Genomic DNA, 18,681 nt, shown 5'->3' with positions numbered 1-18,681 from the left:
CCATAGGAGGGACGCGTTCTTCCTGTGTGCCTCTCACGGCACATGCCTCGCGAGGCACACTGCCCCGTTGGGCGCTGCGGCCCGAGGGGCGCGGCGTCCCGAAGCACCCACCGTCCGTCCGCAGGGTGGCCAGCCGGGTCTCACCGTCCCGAACGCCCTGCTCGACGCAAACCCGAGGGTCAGCGGGGCGTCGGCACGAGGGTCACGTCGTGCAGCGCGCCGTCGGCGATGCGCGCGGTCATGACCGTGCCGACGGGCTGCCGCCGCCGGTCGGTCGGCGAGCCCGGGTTGAGGAGGCGCACGCCGCCGGGGGTCGTCGAATCCCACGGGATGTGCGAGTGGCCGAAGACGAGCACGTCGGCGGGGGCATCCGAGTCGGGGCCGAAGAGGGCATCGCACCGACGCTCCCGACCGGCGGCGGCACCCGTCTCGTGGGTGACGGCGATACGTACCCCCTCGACCTCGACGCGCGCGACCTCGCCGAGCCGAGCGTGCAGCTCGGCGCCGTCATTGTTTCCTGCGACGCCGACGAGGCGCGCGGCCCTCGACTCGAGCGCGTCGAGCGTCGCGACGTCGACCCAATCGCCCGCGTGGATGACGAGGTCGGCCTCGTCGACGAGGCTCCACACGTGCGGCTGCAGAGCCTTTGCGCGCGCCGGCAGGTGCGTGTCGCTCAGCAGCAGCAGTCTCACGCGAGTGAGGGTACGACCTCGGCGTCGACGATCGGCATGATGTCGCGCGTGATCGACTCGAGGATGCGCGCGTTGAACTCCGGCCCGAGCTGGTTCGGCACCGTCACGAGCAGCGTGTCGGCCGCCTGCACGGCGGCATCCTGCGCGAGCTCCGCGGCGATCACGTCCGGTGCTCCGATGTAGGAGCGGCCGAACCGCGAGCGCGAGCCGTCGAGCATGCCGACCTGGTCGCTCTGCGCGCCCTGCGCCTGAATGCCGAAGTAGTACTGCGTCTCCTCGTCGATGATCGGCAGGATGCTCCGACTCACCGACACCCGCGGCGTACGAGCATGACCGGCCGCCGCCCAGGCCTCGCGGTACATCGCGATCTGCTCCGCCTGCAGCTCGTCGAACGGAACCCCGGTGTCCTCCGTGAGGAGCGTCGAGCTCATGAGGTTCATGCCCTGCTCGGCCGTCCACACCGCGGTCGCGCGCGTGCCCGCGCCCCACCAGATGCGGTCGCTCAGCCCCGGCGCGTGCGGCTGGATCGGCTGCATCGCGGACGTGCCCGTCATGTGCGGGTTCGCGGGCGCGAAGCCCTCCCCCGCGATCGCGCGGCGGAAGACGTCGGTGTGGCGCCGCGCCATGTCGGCATCGGTCTCGCCCTCGGCAGGCTCGAAGCCGAACGCACGCCAGCCGTCGATGACCGTCTCGGGTGACCCGCGGCTGATGCCGAGCTGCAGTCGTCCACTCGCGATGAGGTCGGCCTGCGCCGCGAGCTCAGCCATCGCGAGGGGGTTCTCGTAGCGCAGGTCGATGACGCCCGTGCCGAGCTCGATGCGGCTCGTGCGCGCCCCCGCGGCGGCGAGCAGCGGCCACGGCGAGGCGTGCTGGCGGGCGAAGTGGTGCACGCGGAAGTACGCGCCGTCGACGCCGACCTCCTCGGCGGCGACCGCGAGCTCGATCGCCTGCTGCAGCACTTCAGCGCCCGTGCGCGTGCGCGAGCCGGGGACGTCCTGCCAGTGTCCGAAGGAGAGGAATCCGAGCTTCGTCATGCTGGGGTCAATGCGTCTGCATGCAGAACTATTCCCGGTGCGCGGGGTCGGCCGGAGCATCCGGGTCGAGCGGCTCCGGCAGAACGGGAATGCCGGGCTCGCTCGCCCTGCCCGGCCGCGTCGTCAGGTACACGCCGACTAGCACGACCGCGCCGCCGACGACCTGCCCGATCGTGAGGACGTCGCCGAACGCGAGAGCGATGACCGCCGTGAACACCGGCAGGAGGTTGAGGAACACGCCCGTCTTCGACGCGCCGAGCTGACCTACGGCGATGTTCCAGAACAGGTAGGCGAGGGCGGAGGGGAACACCATGATCCACACGAGCCCCCACCACGCGCCCGCGCTCGGCCCCGCGGCGATGCCGGGCGCGCCGAGCAGCGCGACGACGGGAACGAGCATCACGGCGCTCAACCCCGCCTGCACCGTCGTCGCCGTGATCGGCGGGGTCGACACGCGTCGGCTCGTGATGACGTACGCGGTCCACATGCTGATCGCGCCCAGCATGAGCAGATCGCCGGGCGAGAAGCTGAGCCCCTGATCGAGGCCCTGCCCGGTGAGGATCACGACGAGCACGCCGGCGAAGGACACGACGATGCCCACCACGCCGAGTCGTCGGATGCGCTCGTGCAGCACGATGACCGCCGCGACCGCGATGACCGCCGGGTTGAGCGCCGTGATGACGCTCGCCGTGACGGGCGACGTCGACTCGAGTGCCGAGTAGAGGAAGAGCGTGTACGCGACCATGCCGAGGAAGGCTTGCAGGAGGTGCAGGCGCCACTCGCGCAGGGCATCCCGCCACCGGGGCTTCTCCAGCCACCACGCGACGACGAGCAGAATCGGCAGCGCGCCCACCCAGCGCAGCCACGTCAGCTCGAGCGGCGAGAACTCGGCGACGACCCGGTCGGCGACGACGAAGTTGCTCGCCCAGAACAACTGCGCGAGCACGGCGGGGCTGAAGCGGCGGAGGGCGTTCACGGTCTCAGGCTAGGGCCGACCGGCGCGCCCGGAGCACGCGGTAGGGGGCGCATGCGAGCATCGAGACGTGCCCCTGAACTTCACAGCCATCGACTTCGAGACCGCCAACAACGCCGCGGCCTCCGCGTGCTCGGTGGGGCTCGTCAAGGTGCGCGAGGGCCGCGTCGTCGACAAGACCGGGTGGCTCATCCGCCCGCCGCTCGGCTTCGACCACATGCTCGAGTGGAACACGCGCATCCACGGCATCACCGCCGCCGACATCGTCGACGCGCCGCTGTGGTGCGATCAGGTGGATGCCCTGCTCGACTTCGTGGACGGCGACGTTCTCACCGCCCACAACGCGGGGTTCGACATGGGGGTGCTGCGCGCCGCCTGCGAGGCGAGCCGGCTCGAGACGCCCGACCTGCGATACCTGTGCAGCCTGCGGGTCGCCCGCAAGACCTACCACCTCGACTCGTACAAGCTGCCCGTCGCGGCGATGGCCGCCGGCTTCGAGGACTTCGCCCACCACGACGCGCTCGCCGACGCCGAGGCCTGCGCGGCGATCATCGTGCACGCCGCGAAGCGCCACGACGTCTCCACGATGGAGGACCTCGCGCGCATCACCGGCGGCGGGCTGGGCCTCATCGGGCCTTCCGCCGAAGCAGCAGCAGCCGACCGACGCCCGGCCGTGCTCGGCTAGGCGGAGTCGATCCGGCTCAGACCCGACGGACGGGCGCGGCTCAGCCCTTGCGCACCGAGGCGCTCACGGGCGTCGCGTTCGCGAAGAGGTCGAGCACCGGGCAGTGGGCGTCGACGGTGTCGCGCAGCTGCTCGTAGCGTTCCTGCGACTCGGGACCGGTGATCGTGATCGCGAGGCGCACGTCGCTGAAGCCGGCCCGCACGCCTTCGTCGATGCCGAACAGGCGGCGCGCATCCAGATCGCCTTCCGCGTCGATAGAGATGTCGTCGACCTGGATGCCGAGCGCCTGCGCGTACAGGCGGTAGACGACGACCTGGCACGAGATGAGGGCGCCGAGCGCGAACTCGACGGGGCTCGGTGCGACGTCGTCGCCCGCGAGCGCGGCCGGCTCGTCGACGACGAACGCGTGCTTGCCCGCGCGGATCGTCGTCGCAACCGAGCCCTCGCCGACGCCCGAGACGCGGTAGGTGAGCTGCGCGGAGGTGGCGTCGGCGGCGATGCGGTCGCCCCAGGCGGTGCCCGCCTCGGTGAGGCGCGCGGCCCGCTCGTCGGCGGTGGACGTGGGGACGGAGGGTGCGGTGAGAAGAGTCATGCGGGCGACGCTAGGCGGGATGCCCGGCGCGCGTCGAGGGCGGCCGTCACGCACCGCAACACGGCGTCACGCAGTGACGCGCGGCGTCACACCCCGCAACAAGCGCCAGATCTGGCGCACACGGGCGCGTCGGAGGCGCCGAGCGCCCTTTTGCGCCAGATCTGACGGGAACTGGCGCATCCGGAGGCGGCGAGCGCCTCTTTGCGCCAGATCTGGCAGTGGATGCGACGCTGCGGGTGGAGCCCCGCAGTGGCGGGCGCATCGTGCCCGAAGCTGGGAGGCGGCTCCCGCCGACGGGCTACCGTGGCGCGTGCTCGCGGCCCCCGACTGCCGCGCGCGGAAAGGGGAGCGTGATGTGGTTCGACTCGTGGGGAGACATCGCGCGGGTGCTGCTCGTAGGGAGTGCCGCGTATGCGACGCTCATCGTCGTACTGCGACTGAGTGGCAAGCGCACGCTGAGCCAGCTCAACGCCTTCGACTTCGTCATCACCGTCGCCATCGGCTCGACGCTCGCCACGATCCTGCTGAGCTCCGATGTGTCCTGGTCGGAGGGCCTCGCGGCGCTCGCCCTGCTGGTGGGCCTGCAGTTCGTCGTCGCGCTCGTGTCATCACGGTGGCCGCGCGCCCGGTCGCTCGTCTCGACGAAGCCTGTCGTGCTCGTACGGGACGGCGAACTGCAGCACACGGCGATCGCGCGCAACCGACTCACGGAGACCGAGGTCGAGCAGGCGGTGCGCTCAAGCGGCAGCGCGGACCTCGCGAGCATCGCCGCGGTCGTACTCGAGACCAACGGCACGCTCAGCGTCATCCCGCGCGAGAAGTACGGCGATGGCTCCGCGATGGGAACCATGCGCGAGCGGGACACCGCCGACGAGACCTAGTCGTGTGTCGTGCCCGCGCACGCGCCCGCGCCCGCGCCCAACCCGATCGCCGCCCCAAGCCCGTGCCTCTTGCCCCGAGCCCGTTCATTGTGCTTCCAGAATTGCCCCAGAAAGGCTGAACCGCGGGCGGCGAGCGCCCCTTTGCGCCAGATCTGGCACGAAGGGGCGCTCGCGCGGAGCGGAGCGGCGCGGCGCTCGCGCGGAGCGGAGCGGCGCGGCGCTCGCGCGGAGCGGAGCGGCGCGGCGTTCGCGCGGAGCGGCGCTAGTTCTGCGGGAAGCCCAGGTTGATGCCGCCGTGCGAGGGGTCGAGCCAGCGCGAGGTGATCGCCTTCTCGCGCGTGAAGAACGGGATCGCCTGCGTGCCGTACGCCTTCGCGTCGCCGAAGAGCGAGTTCTTCCAGCCGCCGAACGAGTAGTAGCCGACCGGCACGGGGATGGGCACGTTGATGCCGATCATGCCCACGGTGACCTCGTTCTGGAAGCGCCGCGCGGCTCCGCCGTCGTTGGTGAAGATCGCCGTGCCGTTGCCGTACTGCGAGCCGTTGATGAGGGCGAGCCCCTCCTCGTACGTCTTGACGCGCACGACGGAGAGCACGGGGCCGAAGATCTCGTCGGTGTAGACGCGCGAGGTCGTGGGCACCTTGTCGACGAGGGTCGGGCCGAGCCAGAAGCCGTTCGCGTCGCCGTCGACCTCGATGCCGCGCCCGTCGACGACGATCTCGGCGCCGTCCTCGGCGGCGACGTCGAGGTAGGAGGCGACCTTGTCGCGGTGCTCCTGCGTGATGAGCGGGCCCATGTCGCAGCTGCGCGTGCCGTCGCCGACCTTCAGGCCGCTCATGCGCGAGCGGATCTTGTCGATGAGCTCATCGGCGACGGGCTCGACGGCGACGACGACCGACACGGCCATGCAGCGCTCGCCGGCCGAGCCGAAGCCCGCGTTGACGGCGGAGTCGGCGACGAGGTCGAGGTCGGCGTCGGGCAGCACGAGCATGTGGTTCTTGGCGCCGCCGAGGGCCTGCACGCGCTTGCCGTTCTTGGAGGCGGTCTCGTAGATGTAGCGGGCGATCGGCGTCGACCCGACGAAGGAGATGCTGGCGATCTCGGGATGCTCGAGCAGAGCATCCACGGCCTCCTTGTCGCCGTTCACGACGTTGAGAACGCCGTCCGGCAGACCGCACTCCTTCATGACCTGCGCCATCCACAGCGACGCCGAGGGGTCCTTCTCGGAGGGCTTGAGCACGACCGTGTTACCTGCAGCGATCGCGAGCGGGAAGAACCACAGCGGCACCATGGCGGGAAAGTTGAAGGGGCTGATGATGCCGACGACGCCGAGAGGCTGCTTGAGCGAGTAGACGTCGACGCCGGTGGAGACGTTCTCGCTGTACTCGCCCTTGAGCAGCTGCGGGATCGAGCAGGCGAGCTCGACGATCTCGAGGCCGCGCGCGATCTCGCCGGCCGCGTCGCTGAGCACCTTGCCGTGCTCCTCGGTGAGGATCGCCGCGAGCTCGTCCTTGCGCGCGTTGAGCGCCTCGCGGAAGGCGAACATGATCTGCTGGCGCTTCGCGATCGACGTGCCAGCCCACCCGGGCTGCGCTACTGCGGCGACGGAGACGGCGTGGTCGACGTCGGCGGTCGAGGCGAGGGCGACCTCGCGGGCGACGGCGCCGCGAGCAGGGTTGTAGACCGGCGCGGTGCGCGTAGAGGTGCCGGCGAAGGCCTCGCCGCCGACCCAGTGCTGCACGAGCGAATTCTGGACATCGGTCATGGGGTGCTCCTTCACGCGGACGACGGTGGTCGACCCCAGTCTGCGCTCCCCACGCTCTGCGATCAAGCACCGAAGTCGCACACGCTATCTGCGAAAACGCACAGCACTAGCCACCCGGCATCAGCTCGGCGCGACGCCGGTCAACCTCATCGCGCAGCGCCTCGCGCACGATCGCGACGGCATCCACCGCGGGGCTGTCGGGGCGCGTGGAGAGCGTGAACGGCAGCCGGAAGTCGACCGCGCCGGGCAGCACCGGCACGAGCCCCTCGACGCCCTCGGCCATGAACGCGTGCAGCAGCCCGATGCCCGCCCCGGCGCGCGCCGCCTCGAGTTGCGCGAAGACGCTCGTCGAGCCGAAGCCGAGCCGCATGTCGCCGAGCACGGGGGCGAGGTCGAGTTCGTGCACCGTGAGCAGGGCATCCACGTAGAAGACGAGGTCGTGGCCGGCGAGGTCGGCGGGGTCGCGGATAGGCGGCCGCGCGGCCAGGTACTCGGGCGAGGCGTAGAGGCGCAGCGAGTACTCCGTGAGAAGCTCGGACTGCACGCGCGACCCCGCCGTCGACCCGATCGACACGACGAGATCGAAACCGGAGCCGCGCAAGGAGATCGGCTTCGTGGAGGTCACGAGCTCGACGGCGATTCCGGGATGCTCGGTGCGCACCCGCGCGAGCGCCGCAGCCGCGAACACCGCGCCGAAGCCGTCGGGCGTCGCGACCCGCACGGTGCCGCGCACGACGTCGCTGCCGGACGCCGCCGCGACGACCTGCTCGACGAGCCCCTCGAGGCCCGAGGCGCGCTCGACGACGTCGCGCCCGATCGCGGTGAGCTGCCACCCGTCGGCACCGCGGTCGAGCAGTCGCACGCCGAGCGCCGCCTCGAGGCGGTCGAGCCGCCGCCGCACGGTCGTGTGGTCGACGCCGAGGAGCGCCGCGGCCGACACCATGCGGCCGACGCGCGCGACGGCGACGAGGTAGCGCAGGTCATCGGTGCTCACGTCGAGGGAGCGCGGCGCCTGGGTCATGCCCTCACGATACGACCACGGCCACCGTCTCCTCGGGACGATCGCTGTCGGATGCTCCTGGCACACTGGCTCGTATGGACTTCCTGCTCCCGCTCCTGCTCGGCCTCGTCGTCGGCGCTGTGCTCGGCGTCATCATCGGCCTCCTCCTCTCGCGTCGCGGGGGCGCAGCGGCAGAGCTCGCCGCACTGCGCGAGCAGGCCACCGCTGCGGAGGTGCGCGTCGCCCAGGCGGAGTCGCGCGCGAGCGCCCTCGACGAGCAGCTCGCCCTCGCCCGGCATCGCGACCTCGAGCGGGAGGAGCGCGACAAGCAGGAGAGCCGCGTGCTGCAGGCCCTCGCGCCCGTGCAGGAGTCGCTGCGCACGATGCAGTCGAAGGTCACCGAGCTCGAGGCGCAGCGCAGCCAGCAGCACGGCCAGCTCGCGCAGCAGCTGCGCGCGGCGACCGAGTCGGAGGAGAGGCTGCGCAGCACGGCCGAGTCGCTCGCCTCGGCCCTGCGCTCGAACAGCGTGCGCGGCGTCTGGGGCGAGACGCAGCTGCGCAACGTCGTCGAGGCGGCGGGGCTCATCGAGCGCGTCGACTTCGACGTGCAGTCGCGCATCACCTCCGACGCCGGCGCGGGTCGCCCCGACATGGTCATCCACCTTCCCGGCGGCAAGAACATCGCCGTCGACGCCAAGGTGCCGTTCGAGGCGTACCTGCGCGCGAGCCAGATTCCCGTCACCGCGACGGGTGAGGAGGGCGCGCAGCGCGAGACCCTCATGAAGCAGCACGTGCGGCTCGTGCGCGGCCACATCGACACCCTCGCGAGCAAGGCCTACTGGGCGGGCCTCGAGGCCTCGCCCGAGCTCGTCATCGCCTTCATTCCGAGCGAGTCGCTCGTGTCGTCGGCCATGGAGGCCGACCCGGGCATCATGGACTACGCCTTCAGCAAGCGCGTGGCCCTCGCCTCCCCCGTCACCCTGTGGTCGGTGCTCAAGACCGTCGCGTTCTCCTGGCAGCAGGATGTCCTCACCGCCGATGCGAAGGTGCTCTTCGATCTGAGCCGCGAGCTCTACGGGCGCCTCGCGACGATGGCCGGGCACGTCGAGAAGCTCGGGCGCTCCATCGAGAGCACGATCAAGAACTACAACGGCTTCGTCGGGTCGATGGAGCGCCAGGTCTTCCCCACTGCGCGCAAGCTGCAGCGCCTCGACGAGTCGACCGTGCTCGGCACGCTCGACGCGATCGAGGAGGGGCCGCGCGAGCTCACGGCCATGGAGCTCGTCGCTGAGCTCGAGCAGGGCGAGGCGAGCACGGAGCGCGGCTCCGAAGCGAAGGGGTAGCGCCCCGGCGGGCGCGGTGCCATTCTGAGCGGCAGGGCGGCGATCGCTCCGCCGACACGAGAGGGGAGCATCCGATGCCCGACTACGTCTACGGATTCAGTGGGCTCGCCGTGCCCGACATCGACGCCGCTCGCACCTTCTACCGCGACACCCTCGGGCTCGACGTGACCGACGCGGAGATGGGCCAGCTCTCGCTCACCCTCCCGGGCGGCGGCTGGGTACTCGTGTACCCCAAGCCCGACCACTCCCCCGCCACCTACACGGTGCTGAACCTCGAGGTCTCCGACATCGACGACGCCGTCACCGACCTCATGGCACGCGGTGTCGAGATGACCCGCTACGAGGGTTTCGAGCAGGACGAGCTCGGCATCGCCCGCGGCATCGAGGGCGACTTCGGGCCCGATATCGCATGGTTCACAGACCCGGCGGGCAACATCCTCTCGGTGTTGGAGAATCCCACAAGCACCTAGCCGCAGGGCGACCACTGCTGGCTAGGATGAGCCGCACACACCAACGGCGGTGATCGATCGTCGTTGACCCTACGGCGAAAGATCAACGATGACCGAACGCCCCTGGCTCGCCCACTATCCGGCGGGACTGCTGAAGGTTCTGGTGACTCGTCTTCTTAGGCCGCGGATGCGGCCCGTGTGGTCATAATTGCTTCGAACTCGACCGGCGTCAATCTGCCCAGTACTCGTTGTTGGATCGCCATTCTGAGGGCCGCGACGGCGAGCTCCGAGGTCATCCGGTCAGCGATGGAGTATCCGACGATGCGGTTGGAAAACACATCCTTCATCGCGCACAGATAGACCTTCCCCTCGCTGGTGGGATGCTCGGTGATGTCCGTCAACCACAGCAGGTCAGGCCGATTCGCAGTGAACTCGCGTCGGACGAGGTCGTCGCGCACCGGCGGCCCGACCAGGCGGCTCTTGCCCCGCTTCTTGCGCACGAACGCGCTGGTGATGCCCATCTGGGAGCACAGCCGCCAGACGCGTCGCTCCGAAGCGGTGAAGTCGGCGTCAGCGAGCTCGTCGGCGATGAACCGATACCCGAACGCCGGATCGTCGACGTGGATATCGATCGCAGCGTTGATCAGGTGCGCTTCGTCCCAGTCCCGTTGCGAAACCGGGTCGGCAAGCCACCGGTAATAGGGCTGCTTGGCGATCTTCAACACCCGGCACGTCACCGCGACCGGCACCCTCACGGGAGCGCCGGGCGCGGCCAGCTCGCGGACGAGCGGGTAGATCATTTTGAGATAGCGCCCTGAGACAGATAGGCAGCCGCTCGACGGAGCACCTCGTTCTGAATCGGCCTGACTTTCGTTCCGTTCTTCAAGTAAGGATGGAACACGATGAACAGGAAGTATTCGCCGGAGATGCGTGAGCGGGCGTTGCGGATGCTCGCGGAGACGCGGCCGTCGCACCCCACGATGATGAGCGCCGTCCGCCACGTGGCAGGGCTGCTCGGGATGAGCCCCGAGACGCTGCGGCTGTGGCAACGCCGATACGAGGTCGACGCCGGGGTGACGACCGATGCAGCGGCTGAGATCAAGCGATTGCAGAAGGAGGTCTCGGAGTTGCGAAAGGCGAATGAGATCCTCAAGGCTGCGAGCATCTTTTTCGCGAAGGAGCTCGACCACCCCTCGACGAGATGATCCGGTTCATCAACGAGCATCGGGATCGTTTCGGGGTCGAGCTCATCTGCCAGGTCCTGCGGCCGGCAGTGAGAGGATTCCTGACCTCGCGCGGCTATCGCGCTGCGGCGGGCCGAGCGCCGTCCGCTCGGCAGTTGCGTGATGATCTGCTCGTGCCCGAGGTTGCGCGGCTGCACGCGGAGAACTACGGCGTTTATGGGCGACGGAAGATGCACGCGCTCCTGCGCCGGCAAGGGTGGGGCATCGGTCGCGATCAAACTGAACGGCTCATGCGGCTCGCCGGCGTGCGAGGCGTGAAGCGATCCAAGAAGGTGTTCACGACGAAGTCCGATCCGACGGTGGAGAAGCCGAAGGATCTCGTGCAGCGCCGGTTCACGGCCCCTGGCCCACGCCGTCTCTGGGTCGCCGACGTGACCTACGTTGCGACGTGGTCAGGGTTCGCCTACGTCGCGTTCGTCACCGATGTCTACTCGCGTCGCATCGTCGGCTGGAACGTCGCGTCGACACTGAGATCCGACATCCTGCCGTTGCAGGCGCTCGACATGGCCGCATGGGCCGCCGGTGGTCGACTCGACGGGCTGATCCACCATGCCGATCACAGGTCGAACTACCTCGCCGTGGTCTACACCGACCGGCATCGAAGAACTCGGCGCGAAACCCTCGACGGGGACCGTCGGCGATTCCTTTGATTGTCAGTCTGTTTCTGCCCGATCTCGCGAGGATGGGGTAGTCCTGGCCGTGACGGTCTGACCCATCTCTACGATTGGCCCGCATGGTGCCTTGGCGTTGATCTGTCGACCGTCCGGTCGGGCATGCAGTAACCGCTGCCGCCGGTCGGGCGTGACCTGATAGGAGCCTGGAGCAGTCTCGACAACGCGTCCCCATGACAGTCCTGTCCACCCGCCGACGTCAGCGTGACACCACGCTAACTGGCAAGGAGACAGCACACTATGACCCAGATAGAGCCCGTCCGTTCCGGACACGTCGTCATCGGCGTCGATACCCATAAGCACCTCCACGTCGCGGCGGTGATGGACTCTGTCGGTGGGATCCTCGCGACGCTGACGATCGCGACCGACACCGCCGGGTTCCGACAGATGCTGGAGTGGGCATCGTCTTTCGGGAAGATTGTCGCGTTCGGGATCGAAGGCACCGGCTCCTACGGTGCTGCGCTGACCTCGTTCGTTCGCCGACACGGGCACAAGGTCATCGAGGTCTCACGGCCAGACAGGCGGCTGCGCAGGCTGAACGGCAAGTCCGACACTCTCGACGCAGAGAACGCGGCACGAGCCGTGCTCGCTGGCATCGCGACCGCGATCCCGAAGGCCGCCGACGGGGCCGTCGAGATGATCCGGCAGCTGAAAGTCGCCCATGACACAGCGGTCAAGGACAGGTCAGCGGCGATGATTACGTTGAAGGCGATGCTCGTCCACGCGCCCGAACAACTCCGGGCAGAGACCGCACGCAAGACGCGGAAGATGATCGCGAGGCACTGCGCCGCGCTGCGACCACGCAGCCTCGAGACCCCGGACGACTCGATCCGTCACACGCTGCGCTCGATCGCGAAACGGTGGATCGCGCTCGACGAAGAAGTCCAAGAACTCGTGGCAATGATCGAGCAGCTCGTGATCAAGCGCGCGCCGCACCTGCTGGACGAGTTCGGCATCGGCGTCGATACCGCCGCGGAGATCCTGATCGTCGCCGGCGACAATCCTGAGCGGATCAAGAGCGAAGCCGCGTTCGCGAAACTCGCCGGGATTAGCCCTGTCCCGACCGGCTCGGGAATGACCAGCGGGAAGCACCGGATCAACCACGGCGGGCACCGGCAACTGAACGCCGCGATATACCGGACGGTAATCGTTCGCATGCAACATCACGAGCCAACGAAGGCCTACGTCCTCCGACGCACCGCCGAGGGCAAGAGCAAACGCGACATCATCCGATGCCTCAAGCGCTACGTCATCCGCGAGGTCTACCAGCTCATCAGAGTGAATGGCAGAACCGGAGAAATCACTAGTTGACAAACATAGGAGCATCAACGCCCTCGCTGAGGCCGTGAACGGACTCTACAAGACGGAACTGATCCGTCAGCGCGGGCCGTGGCGAACCGTCGAGCGGTCGAGCTCGCGACCCTCGAATACGTGTGGTGGTGGAACAACGCTCGCCTCCACGGCGAGCTCGACATGCGCACCCCACTTGAGGTCGAGCAGGCGTACTACGCTGACCTCGAATCAGCCCAACCGGCACCCGCCGGACAAGGCTCCCGATAGGAACGAAAGTCAGGCCGATTCAGTACTTCTTCGACTGCCTCACGGCGGAGGGTGTCCGCGAACTCGTCTGCGAGGCGCCCCCGCAATCCCGCGCCGACCTCGTTCACGGGGATGCGGTGGCATTCATTAGCGACGGTGCACCGTGCTGGTCGGAAAATCCGAACCATCGGACGACAAGTGCGTTCGACGACCCTCGCTCGGTAGTCGACGACGGAAATGCCTCAGCGCGACGGCTCCTGGGCTGACAGTTCCGAATGCATCCGTCCGTCGGGTTGCTGTTCAAGCTTGTGCCCTTCGATGTCGAGGTCGGGAAGGATCCGCTGGAGCCAGCGGGGTGCCCACCAGGTCGCCCGACCAAGGATCGCGAACGCCGCGGGGATGAGGGTCATGCGCACCAGGAACGCGTCGATGAGCACACCAATAGCGAGGGTGAAGCCGATCTGGGCGATCATCGTCTCCGGGGAGAAGATGAAGCCGGCGAAGACGGATGCCATGATGATCGCTGCGGCGACCACGACGCGCGAGGTGGCCGAGAACCCGTTGACTATGGCCTGCTGCGGGCTTTCGCCCCGGAGGAAATGGTCGCGCATCGACGAGGACAGGAACACCTGGTAGTCCATCGCCAGTCCGTACAGGATGCCGGTGCCGATAATGGGGATGACCGGCACAAGGGGAGTGCCGGGCTCCACATTGAACAAGCCGCCTAGCCAGCCGTCTTGGAATACCAGAGTCGTCAGGCCCAGGGTCGCCAGGATGGATAGCACGAAGCCGCCGGTAGCGAGTATTGGCAGCAGCACGGAGCGGAAGGCGAACAGCAGGATGATCATCGACAGGATCACGATGATGGCGATATAGATCGGGAAGACCTCAGCCATCTTCTCGGTCATGTCGATCATCACAGCAGTGAGCCCGGTGACTCCCAGCGTTGCGCCGTCGCCGGAACCGTCCACGGCCGTTTCACGCAGCTCGTCCACGAGGTGCGCGGTCCGCTCGTCGCCCGGCCCGGTCTCGGGGATGACCATGAAGGCGACGGTGGCGTTGTCGTCGCTGGTGCCGATCAGCTGGGCTAGCCGCACGCCGTCCGCGTCGGAGATCCGTGTCGTGATCTCTGTGATCTGTTCCTCGTCGAAGTTGGACCCGGCCTCGGCCTCGGCGACCGCAATGAGCGGCCCGTTGAAGCCGGCGCCGAACGAATCGCCGACCGCATCGTAGCTCTGCCGGGCGGATGAGTCCGGGCTCGAGTTGCCGCCGGTGGGCATCCCCAGGGTCATGTTCGTGGCGGGTAGGGCCGCAAGTACGATGATGACCGTGGTGCCCAGGAGCACTAGCCAGCGGCGCTTGACGATGAACCCGGACCATCCGCGTGCGATGCGGTGGTGTTGATCCGCGGTCGCGCCCGTGGCGCGTGCTTTGACGGAGACGACCCTTTCGCCGACAAGGCCGAGGACGGCGGGCAGCAGGGTCAGGGCCACCAGGACGGCGACGGTGACGGTTCCGGCCGCGACGAGGGCCATCGCGGTGAGCATCGAGACGCCCACGGCGGCGAGGCCGACGAGTGCGACGACAACGGTGAGTCCGGCAAACACGACGGACGAGCCTGCGCTGCCAACTGCACGGCCGGTGGCCTCGCGAGCGGTGAGCTGCTGGACCCTGATCAGGTTGCGTTGGCGGTTGACGATGAACAGTGAGTAGTCGATGCCGACCGCAAGCCCGATCATGACGGCGAGGATCGGGGTCATCAGGTTGATCGGCTCGCCAGCAGCGGACGCGATGGCAATTCCCACGCCCACGCCGACGCTGACGATGCCGGTCACCAAGGGCAGGGCGCCTGCCAAGAACGAGCCGAGAACGAGTACCAGCACGACAGCTGCGATCAAGACGCCCACGATCTCGGCGGCGCCCAGCGCGGGCAGCGCGAACTTGAGTGATTCGCCGGGCAGGACGGTCAGGCCGGCCTCTCCGTCGTAGGCCTCGCCGGCCGCGATGATCTTCTCGATGTCAGCGGATCCCATCGACTGCACCTGCTGATCGAGTGCGAACTGGAACAGAGCTGCACTCTTGTCCTCGGAGATCAGCACCTGCGGGATGGGAAGCCCGTCGACGATCAGCGGCGCGAACCCATAGTCGTCGATCTGCTGCTGGATCTGCGCGTCTGCCTGCTGCTGGATCTGCGCCAGGTATGCCGCCTGTTCCGCTGCGGGAAGCGCAGCGGCCTGGGACATGAGGGCTTCGAGCTGCTCGACGAACGGTTGCTGCGCCTCCTCGACGGACCCTACGACGTGCTCTGTGCCGTAGACCGATTCGACCACGTCCATAATCACCTCGACACGCTCCGGCTCGGCAACCGAGCTGCCGTCTTCGGCGGTAAGGATGAAGCTCCCTTGGCCACGCGCCGCGTCGGGCAGCTCATCGGCGAGCGTGTCGAGGACATCCTGGGACGGAGTGCCGTCAATAGACAGGTTCGATGTGAGCTGTACGCCTCCCACCGCAATTACGGCGCCGAGCACCCCCAGGACGAGAGCCCAGGCGCTGATCGCGATCCAAGGTCGATGGAACGAGGAAAGGCCGAGGCGGTAGAGAAGGCTTGACATATGTGAACTCCTGGGTTTGCCGGTGGCAGTTGTGTGTTACCGAGTGTTCGCGAAACCAGAGCGAAGTCTGGCGAACATCACGTTGATGAGCGGATCCATGTTGTGGGCGAGTGTGGGCAGCGCGTCGTCACCGCGCGCCGGGAGGGCGATCTCACCCAAAGTGATTGCGCTGAAGATCCCACAGCAGGCGTTCACCAATAGCAGGGTGTCAAGGTCAGCACCGACGCCGCCAGTGGTCATGCCGAGGGCGCTGAGGAGTGGTCGCATGACCTGGCCATAGGTGGCGAGCAAGTACGGGCGCAGAGCAGGGTGGTCGCGTGCCAAGTCCTGCAACTGTGTCAATCGCTCAACGTTGCCCTGATTCAATTGCGAGCGTATCGCCCGTTCAAGTGCGTCGATGGCCGTCTCGCCCGACTCGACGCGCATACCTTTCAGCACCTGGAGCGCATCGATCACCACTACCGCTGCAACCGCCTCCTCTTTGCAGGAGAAGTGGTTGGCGAACGTTCGCCGGGAGTAACCGGCGGCGGTAGTGACTTCGTCAATCACAAAACCGTCCATCCCACGCTCGACCGCCAGACGGAAACTCGACTCAGCAAGCAGCCGCGAGGTCACCGCACGCTTGTCTTCTCGTAGCCCAGTCATGCCCCAACCGCAAATTGCCCAAAATGCAACATTATTCTATGGGCAACTATGGCTGGATCCACGGAGCGCCTTGCGAGATACCTGGCGCGGGGCGTGAGCAGAGCGAAAGCGCGCCCGGCGTCCGCCAGAGGCGCCCTTCAATGATTACACTTGCGCAAAGTTGCATAACTGCATAGTTTATACCGGTGCAAGAGATCGCTCTGCCGCCGCTTAGGGAGCGGCACCGCGCCGCCACGTGGGCAGCCCTCCGCGAGGCCGCGGCGAACCTAGCCCTGGAACATGGCTTGACCGGTGCAACCATTGACGCAATCTCTGCCCGAGCGGGCGTCTCACCTCGCACCTTCTTCAACTATTTCTCGAGCAAGGAGGAAGCGGTGCTCGGCATCCAGTCGCCAGTCATGCCCGGCGGTGCCATCACCGCCTTCGATGCACGCGATACGGATCTCTTCACTCGCACTGTCCGGCTCTTCGCTGCGGTCTCGTCGACCACCGTTCGCGACCATTCGGATCTTGCGATTCGCCGCGACCTCGTCCAACGCTTCCCCGAACTGCGAGTCCACCTCACCCGGCACGTTGCCCAGGCAGAACACCTCGTCGAAGAACTCCTCGAGGACCGAGTCGCAACCGGGCGTATCAGCCTGGCGGGCGCTCCGGAGGCTCTCCCCGCCTCGCTTCGCGCACTCGTCGTGCTCGCCGGCACGACCATTCGCTTTGCGTTCGAGCGCGGCGGTTCGCTCGGCGGCATCCCATCTGACACCGACCTGGACGCTGCAATCGCACTGTTCCGCACCGTAATGGAAGAAGCAAAGTGACTCACCCAGCTGCATTGGCATCGCCGACCCAGACCGGCACATCCCGCAACATCACGCTCCTCTTTGGTGCGCTTCTTGTCACTATGCTGCTCGCTTCGCTCAGTCAGACTGTGCTGTCCAGCGCGCTCCCGACGATCGTTGGCGAGCTCGACGGCGTGGAGCACATGACCTGGGTCATCACTGCCTACCTGCTTGCGTCCACCATTGTCATGCCTGTCTACGGCAAGGTGAGCGACTCGTTCGGTCGAAGGCCGGTGCTACTCGTCGCCATCGTCTTGTTCGTCATCGGTTCGGTCCTAGGGGCTTTCGCGAGCGACATGGGAGCTCTCATCTTTGCCCGCGTCGTGCAGGGGCTCGGTGGTGGTGGCCTCATGATCCTCAGCCAGGCGGCGATCGCCGATGTCGTCCCTGCGCGGGACCGCGGTCGGTATATGGGCGTTCTCGGCGCGGTCTTCGCCGTGTCCTCCGTCGCCGGCCCGCTTCTTGGCGGTTGGTTTACCGAGGGGCCGGGATGGCGTTGGGCTTTCCTGATCAACATCCCTCTCGGCATCCTGGCCATCGTTGCCACTGCCCTGCTCCTGCGCCTTCCTGCCAAGAACAATCAGGAGCGACCGAAGGTCGACTACCTCGGCATGGCCACGCTAGGAGTTGCCACTACCGCGATCGTCCTCATTGCCACCTGGGGCGGGTCGACTTTCGACTGGAACTCGCCCACAATCATCGGCCTCATTGTCGGCGCGGTAGTGTGCGCGGGCATCTTCGTTCTTGTCGAGACACGTGTCTCCGAACCGGTTATGCCGCTCGCACTTTACCGCGACCGCAACTTCAACTTGACGACAGTCGCCGCCTTGCTCACCAGCATCGCGATGTTCGGTGCAATCGGCTACATGCCGACCTATCTTCAGATGGCCACCGGGGCGACCGCCACGGAGGCGGGGTTCCTGATGATCCCCATGATGGGGGCGTTGCTCGTGACGTCCATCGGCACCGGGCAACTGGTTTCGCGGACGGGAAAGTACAAGCTGCCCCCGATCATCGGCTCGGTGATTCTTGCCGTCGGTATGTGGCTGCTGTCCACGGTGAAAGTGCACACTCCGATCTTTGAGATCTGCGTCGCCCTTGCTGTGATCGGCCTCGGCCTCGGCTCGAGCATGCAGATTCTCACGCTCGTGGTGCAGAACTCCTTCCCGCACCGCATGGTCGGAACCGCGACCGCGTCGAACAACTATTTCCGCCAAGTCGGCGGCAGCCTCGGCTCCGCCGTGGTCGGTTCGGTGTTCGCCGCCCGGCTTACCTCGCTGCTTGCCGAGCGGCTGCCGCAAGCAGGAAGTGGAGGCGGGAGCGGCAACTCACTGACCCCTGCGGCTGTCAGCGACCTGCCTGACGCGCTCCGACTGCCGATCATACTTTCGTACAACGAGGCACTCATGCCGATCTTCATCTTCATGGTCCCCCTCGCCATCGCCGCCGCGATCGTCTTGTGCTTCATCGTCCAGAAGCCGCTCTCCACTCGCATTGAGCAGGAGATCCTCGCCGAGGCGCTCTCGGAGGGACAGCTCATGCCCCCGTACCTGGACGACGACCGGCGCTAGGGCATTGTTCCTATCCGGTCTGGTGCTTGTGGATGCGAGACGGCAAACCGGATTCCAGGTCGAACGCCGCGTTCATGTTTGAGCGGGCATGAACCGAGGCTTCGCGCTGACCAGCGTCGTGGTCGGCCGTGCGGCCGGGCGCGATTCAGCTC

Annotated in this window: 17 protein-coding genes and 2 pseudogenes; 10 read left to right on the top strand and 9 right to left on the bottom strand. The window is 67.4% G+C overall.

Features of this window, described 5'->3' with window-relative positions; genetic code table 11:
- Positions 1-179: 179 nt before the first annotated feature.
- From IE160_RS03115 to IE160_RS03105, 3 genes are read right to left on the bottom strand one after another with little or no spacing between them, the layout of a single operon-like run.
- Positions 180-692: a metallophosphoesterase family protein gene (locus IE160_RS03115; RefSeq protein ID WP_191151619.1), complete on the bottom strand. Its 513-nt coding sequence runs from the start codon at positions 690-692 to the stop codon at positions 180-182.
- Positions 689-1,726, bottom strand: a complete 1,038-nt coding sequence (locus tag IE160_RS03110) for an LLM class flavin-dependent oxidoreductase (RefSeq protein WP_191151618.1) — start codon at positions 1,724-1,726, stop codon at positions 689-691. The genes IE160_RS03115 and IE160_RS03110 overlap by 4 nt, the downstream gene beginning before the upstream one ends.
- A 28-nt stretch (positions 1,727-1,754) precedes the next feature.
- The gene (locus IE160_RS03105; RefSeq protein ID WP_191151617.1) at positions 1,755-2,702 is read right to left on the bottom strand and encodes a DMT family transporter; all 948 of its coding nucleotides are present in this window, start codon (positions 2,700-2,702) and stop codon (positions 1,755-1,757) included.
- Positions 2,703-2,769: 67 nt separating this feature from the next.
- On the opposite strand from IE160_RS03105, the gene IE160_RS03100 reads away from it, so the two are divergent.
- Complete coding sequence (locus tag IE160_RS03100) at positions 2,770-3,384, top strand: exonuclease domain-containing protein (RefSeq protein WP_179873288.1); 615 nt, start codon at positions 2,770-2,772, stop codon at positions 3,382-3,384.
- A 40-nt stretch (positions 3,385-3,424) separates the two neighbouring features.
- Here IE160_RS03100 and IE160_RS03095 read toward each other — a convergent pair whose 3' ends face one another.
- Positions 3,425-3,976, bottom strand: coding sequence for an OsmC family protein (locus IE160_RS03095; protein WP_179873287.1), 552 nt, complete (start codon positions 3,974-3,976; stop codon positions 3,425-3,427).
- Positions 3,977-4,329: 353 nt separating this feature from the next.
- On the opposite strand from IE160_RS03095, the gene IE160_RS03090 reads away from it, so the two are divergent.
- Positions 4,330-4,857: a DUF421 domain-containing protein gene (locus IE160_RS03090; protein WP_179873833.1), complete on the top strand. Its 528-nt coding sequence runs from the start codon at positions 4,330-4,332 to the stop codon at positions 4,855-4,857.
- 262 nt (positions 4,858-5,119) lie between these two features.
- On the opposite strand, the gene IE160_RS03085 is transcribed toward IE160_RS03090, so the two are convergent.
- Together IE160_RS03085 and IE160_RS03080 are read right to left on the bottom strand one after the other, a co-directional pair.
- Complete coding sequence (locus tag IE160_RS03085; protein ID WP_152582025.1) at positions 5,120-6,622, bottom strand: CoA-acylating methylmalonate-semialdehyde dehydrogenase; 1,503 nt, start codon at positions 6,620-6,622, stop codon at positions 5,120-5,122.
- Positions 6,623-6,728: 106 nt separating this feature from the next.
- Positions 6,729-7,643, bottom strand: a complete 915-nt coding sequence (locus IE160_RS03080; RefSeq protein WP_191151616.1) for a LysR family transcriptional regulator — start codon at positions 7,641-7,643, stop codon at positions 6,729-6,731.
- Positions 7,644-7,717: 74 nt separating this feature from the next.
- On the opposite strand from IE160_RS03080, the gene IE160_RS03075 reads away from it, so the two are divergent.
- Together IE160_RS03075 and IE160_RS03070 are read left to right on the top strand one after the other, a co-directional pair.
- Positions 7,718-8,965 carry a DNA recombination protein RmuC gene (locus IE160_RS03075; protein WP_191151615.1) on the top strand — a complete coding sequence of 416 codons (1,248 nt, stop codon included), beginning with the start codon at positions 7,718-7,720 and terminating at the stop codon, positions 8,963-8,965.
- 74 nt (positions 8,966-9,039) lie between these two features.
- The gene (locus tag IE160_RS03070) at positions 9,040-9,435 is read left to right on the top strand and encodes a VOC family protein (RefSeq protein ID WP_152582028.1); all 396 of its coding nucleotides are present in this window, start codon (positions 9,040-9,042) and stop codon (positions 9,433-9,435) included.
- A 224-nt stretch (positions 9,436-9,659) separates the two neighbouring features.
- Here the strand turns inward: IE160_RS03070 and IE160_RS03065 are convergent.
- A pseudogene (locus IE160_RS03065) lies at positions 9,660-10,267 on the bottom strand (DDE-type integrase/transposase/recombinase); the annotation flags it as partial.
- 49 nt (positions 10,268-10,316) lie between these two features.
- On the opposite strand from IE160_RS03065, the gene IE160_RS03060 reads away from it, so the two are divergent.
- The 4 genes and pseudogenes from IE160_RS03060 to IE160_RS12480 all read left to right on the top strand — a co-directional run.
- On the top strand, positions 10,317-10,619 hold the full coding sequence (locus IE160_RS03060) for a transposase (protein WP_191151614.1): 303 nt from the start codon (positions 10,317-10,319) through the stop codon (positions 10,617-10,619).
- A complete protein-coding gene (locus tag IE160_RS03055) occupies positions 10,616-11,308 on the top strand; it encodes an IS3 family transposase (protein ID WP_191151613.1) in 693 nt (230 codons plus the stop codon). The genes IE160_RS03060 and IE160_RS03055 overlap by 4 nt, the downstream gene beginning before the upstream one ends.
- Before the next feature lie 261 nt (positions 11,309-11,569).
- On the top strand, positions 11,570-12,640 hold the full coding sequence (locus tag IE160_RS03050) for an IS110 family RNA-guided transposase (RefSeq protein ID WP_191151612.1): 1,071 nt from the start codon (positions 11,570-11,572) through the stop codon (positions 12,638-12,640).
- Between the two features lie 16 nt (positions 12,641-12,656).
- Positions 12,657-12,889: pseudogene (locus IE160_RS12480) on the top strand (IS3 family transposase); the annotation flags it as partial.
- A gap of 221 nt (positions 12,890-13,110) precedes the next feature.
- On the opposite strand, the gene IE160_RS03040 reads toward IE160_RS12480, so the two are convergent.
- Both IE160_RS03040 and IE160_RS03035 read right to left on the bottom strand, forming a co-directional pair.
- Positions 13,111-15,480 carry an MMPL family transporter gene (locus IE160_RS03040; protein WP_179873285.1) on the bottom strand — a complete coding sequence of 790 codons (2,370 nt, stop codon included), beginning with the start codon at positions 15,478-15,480 and terminating at the stop codon, positions 13,111-13,113.
- 36 nt (positions 15,481-15,516) lie between these two features.
- On the bottom strand, positions 15,517-16,095 hold the full coding sequence (locus IE160_RS03035) for a TetR/AcrR family transcriptional regulator (protein ID WP_191151611.1): 579 nt from the start codon (positions 16,093-16,095) through the stop codon (positions 15,517-15,519).
- Between the two features lie 215 nt (positions 16,096-16,310).
- On the opposite strand from IE160_RS03035, the gene IE160_RS03030 reads away from it, so the two are divergent.
- Both IE160_RS03030 and IE160_RS03025 read left to right on the top strand, forming a co-directional pair.
- The gene (locus IE160_RS03030) at positions 16,311-16,937 is read left to right on the top strand and encodes a TetR/AcrR family transcriptional regulator (RefSeq protein ID WP_179873283.1); all 627 of its coding nucleotides are present in this window, start codon (positions 16,311-16,313) and stop codon (positions 16,935-16,937) included.
- Positions 16,934-18,529, top strand: a complete 1,596-nt coding sequence (locus tag IE160_RS03025; protein ID WP_191151610.1) for an MDR family MFS transporter — start codon at positions 16,934-16,936, stop codon at positions 18,527-18,529. The genes IE160_RS03030 and IE160_RS03025 overlap by 4 nt, the downstream gene beginning before the upstream one ends.
- Positions 18,530-18,681: the final 152 nt, after the last annotated feature.

Source organism: Chryseoglobus sp. 28M-23, from assembly GCF_014789785.1.
GTDB classification, from domain to species: Bacteria; Actinomycetota; Actinomycetes; order Actinomycetales; family Microbacteriaceae; genus Microcella; species Microcella indica.
Note: the sequence above shows the minus strand (reverse complement) of the source record. Positions and strands in the feature narration are given on the sequence as shown.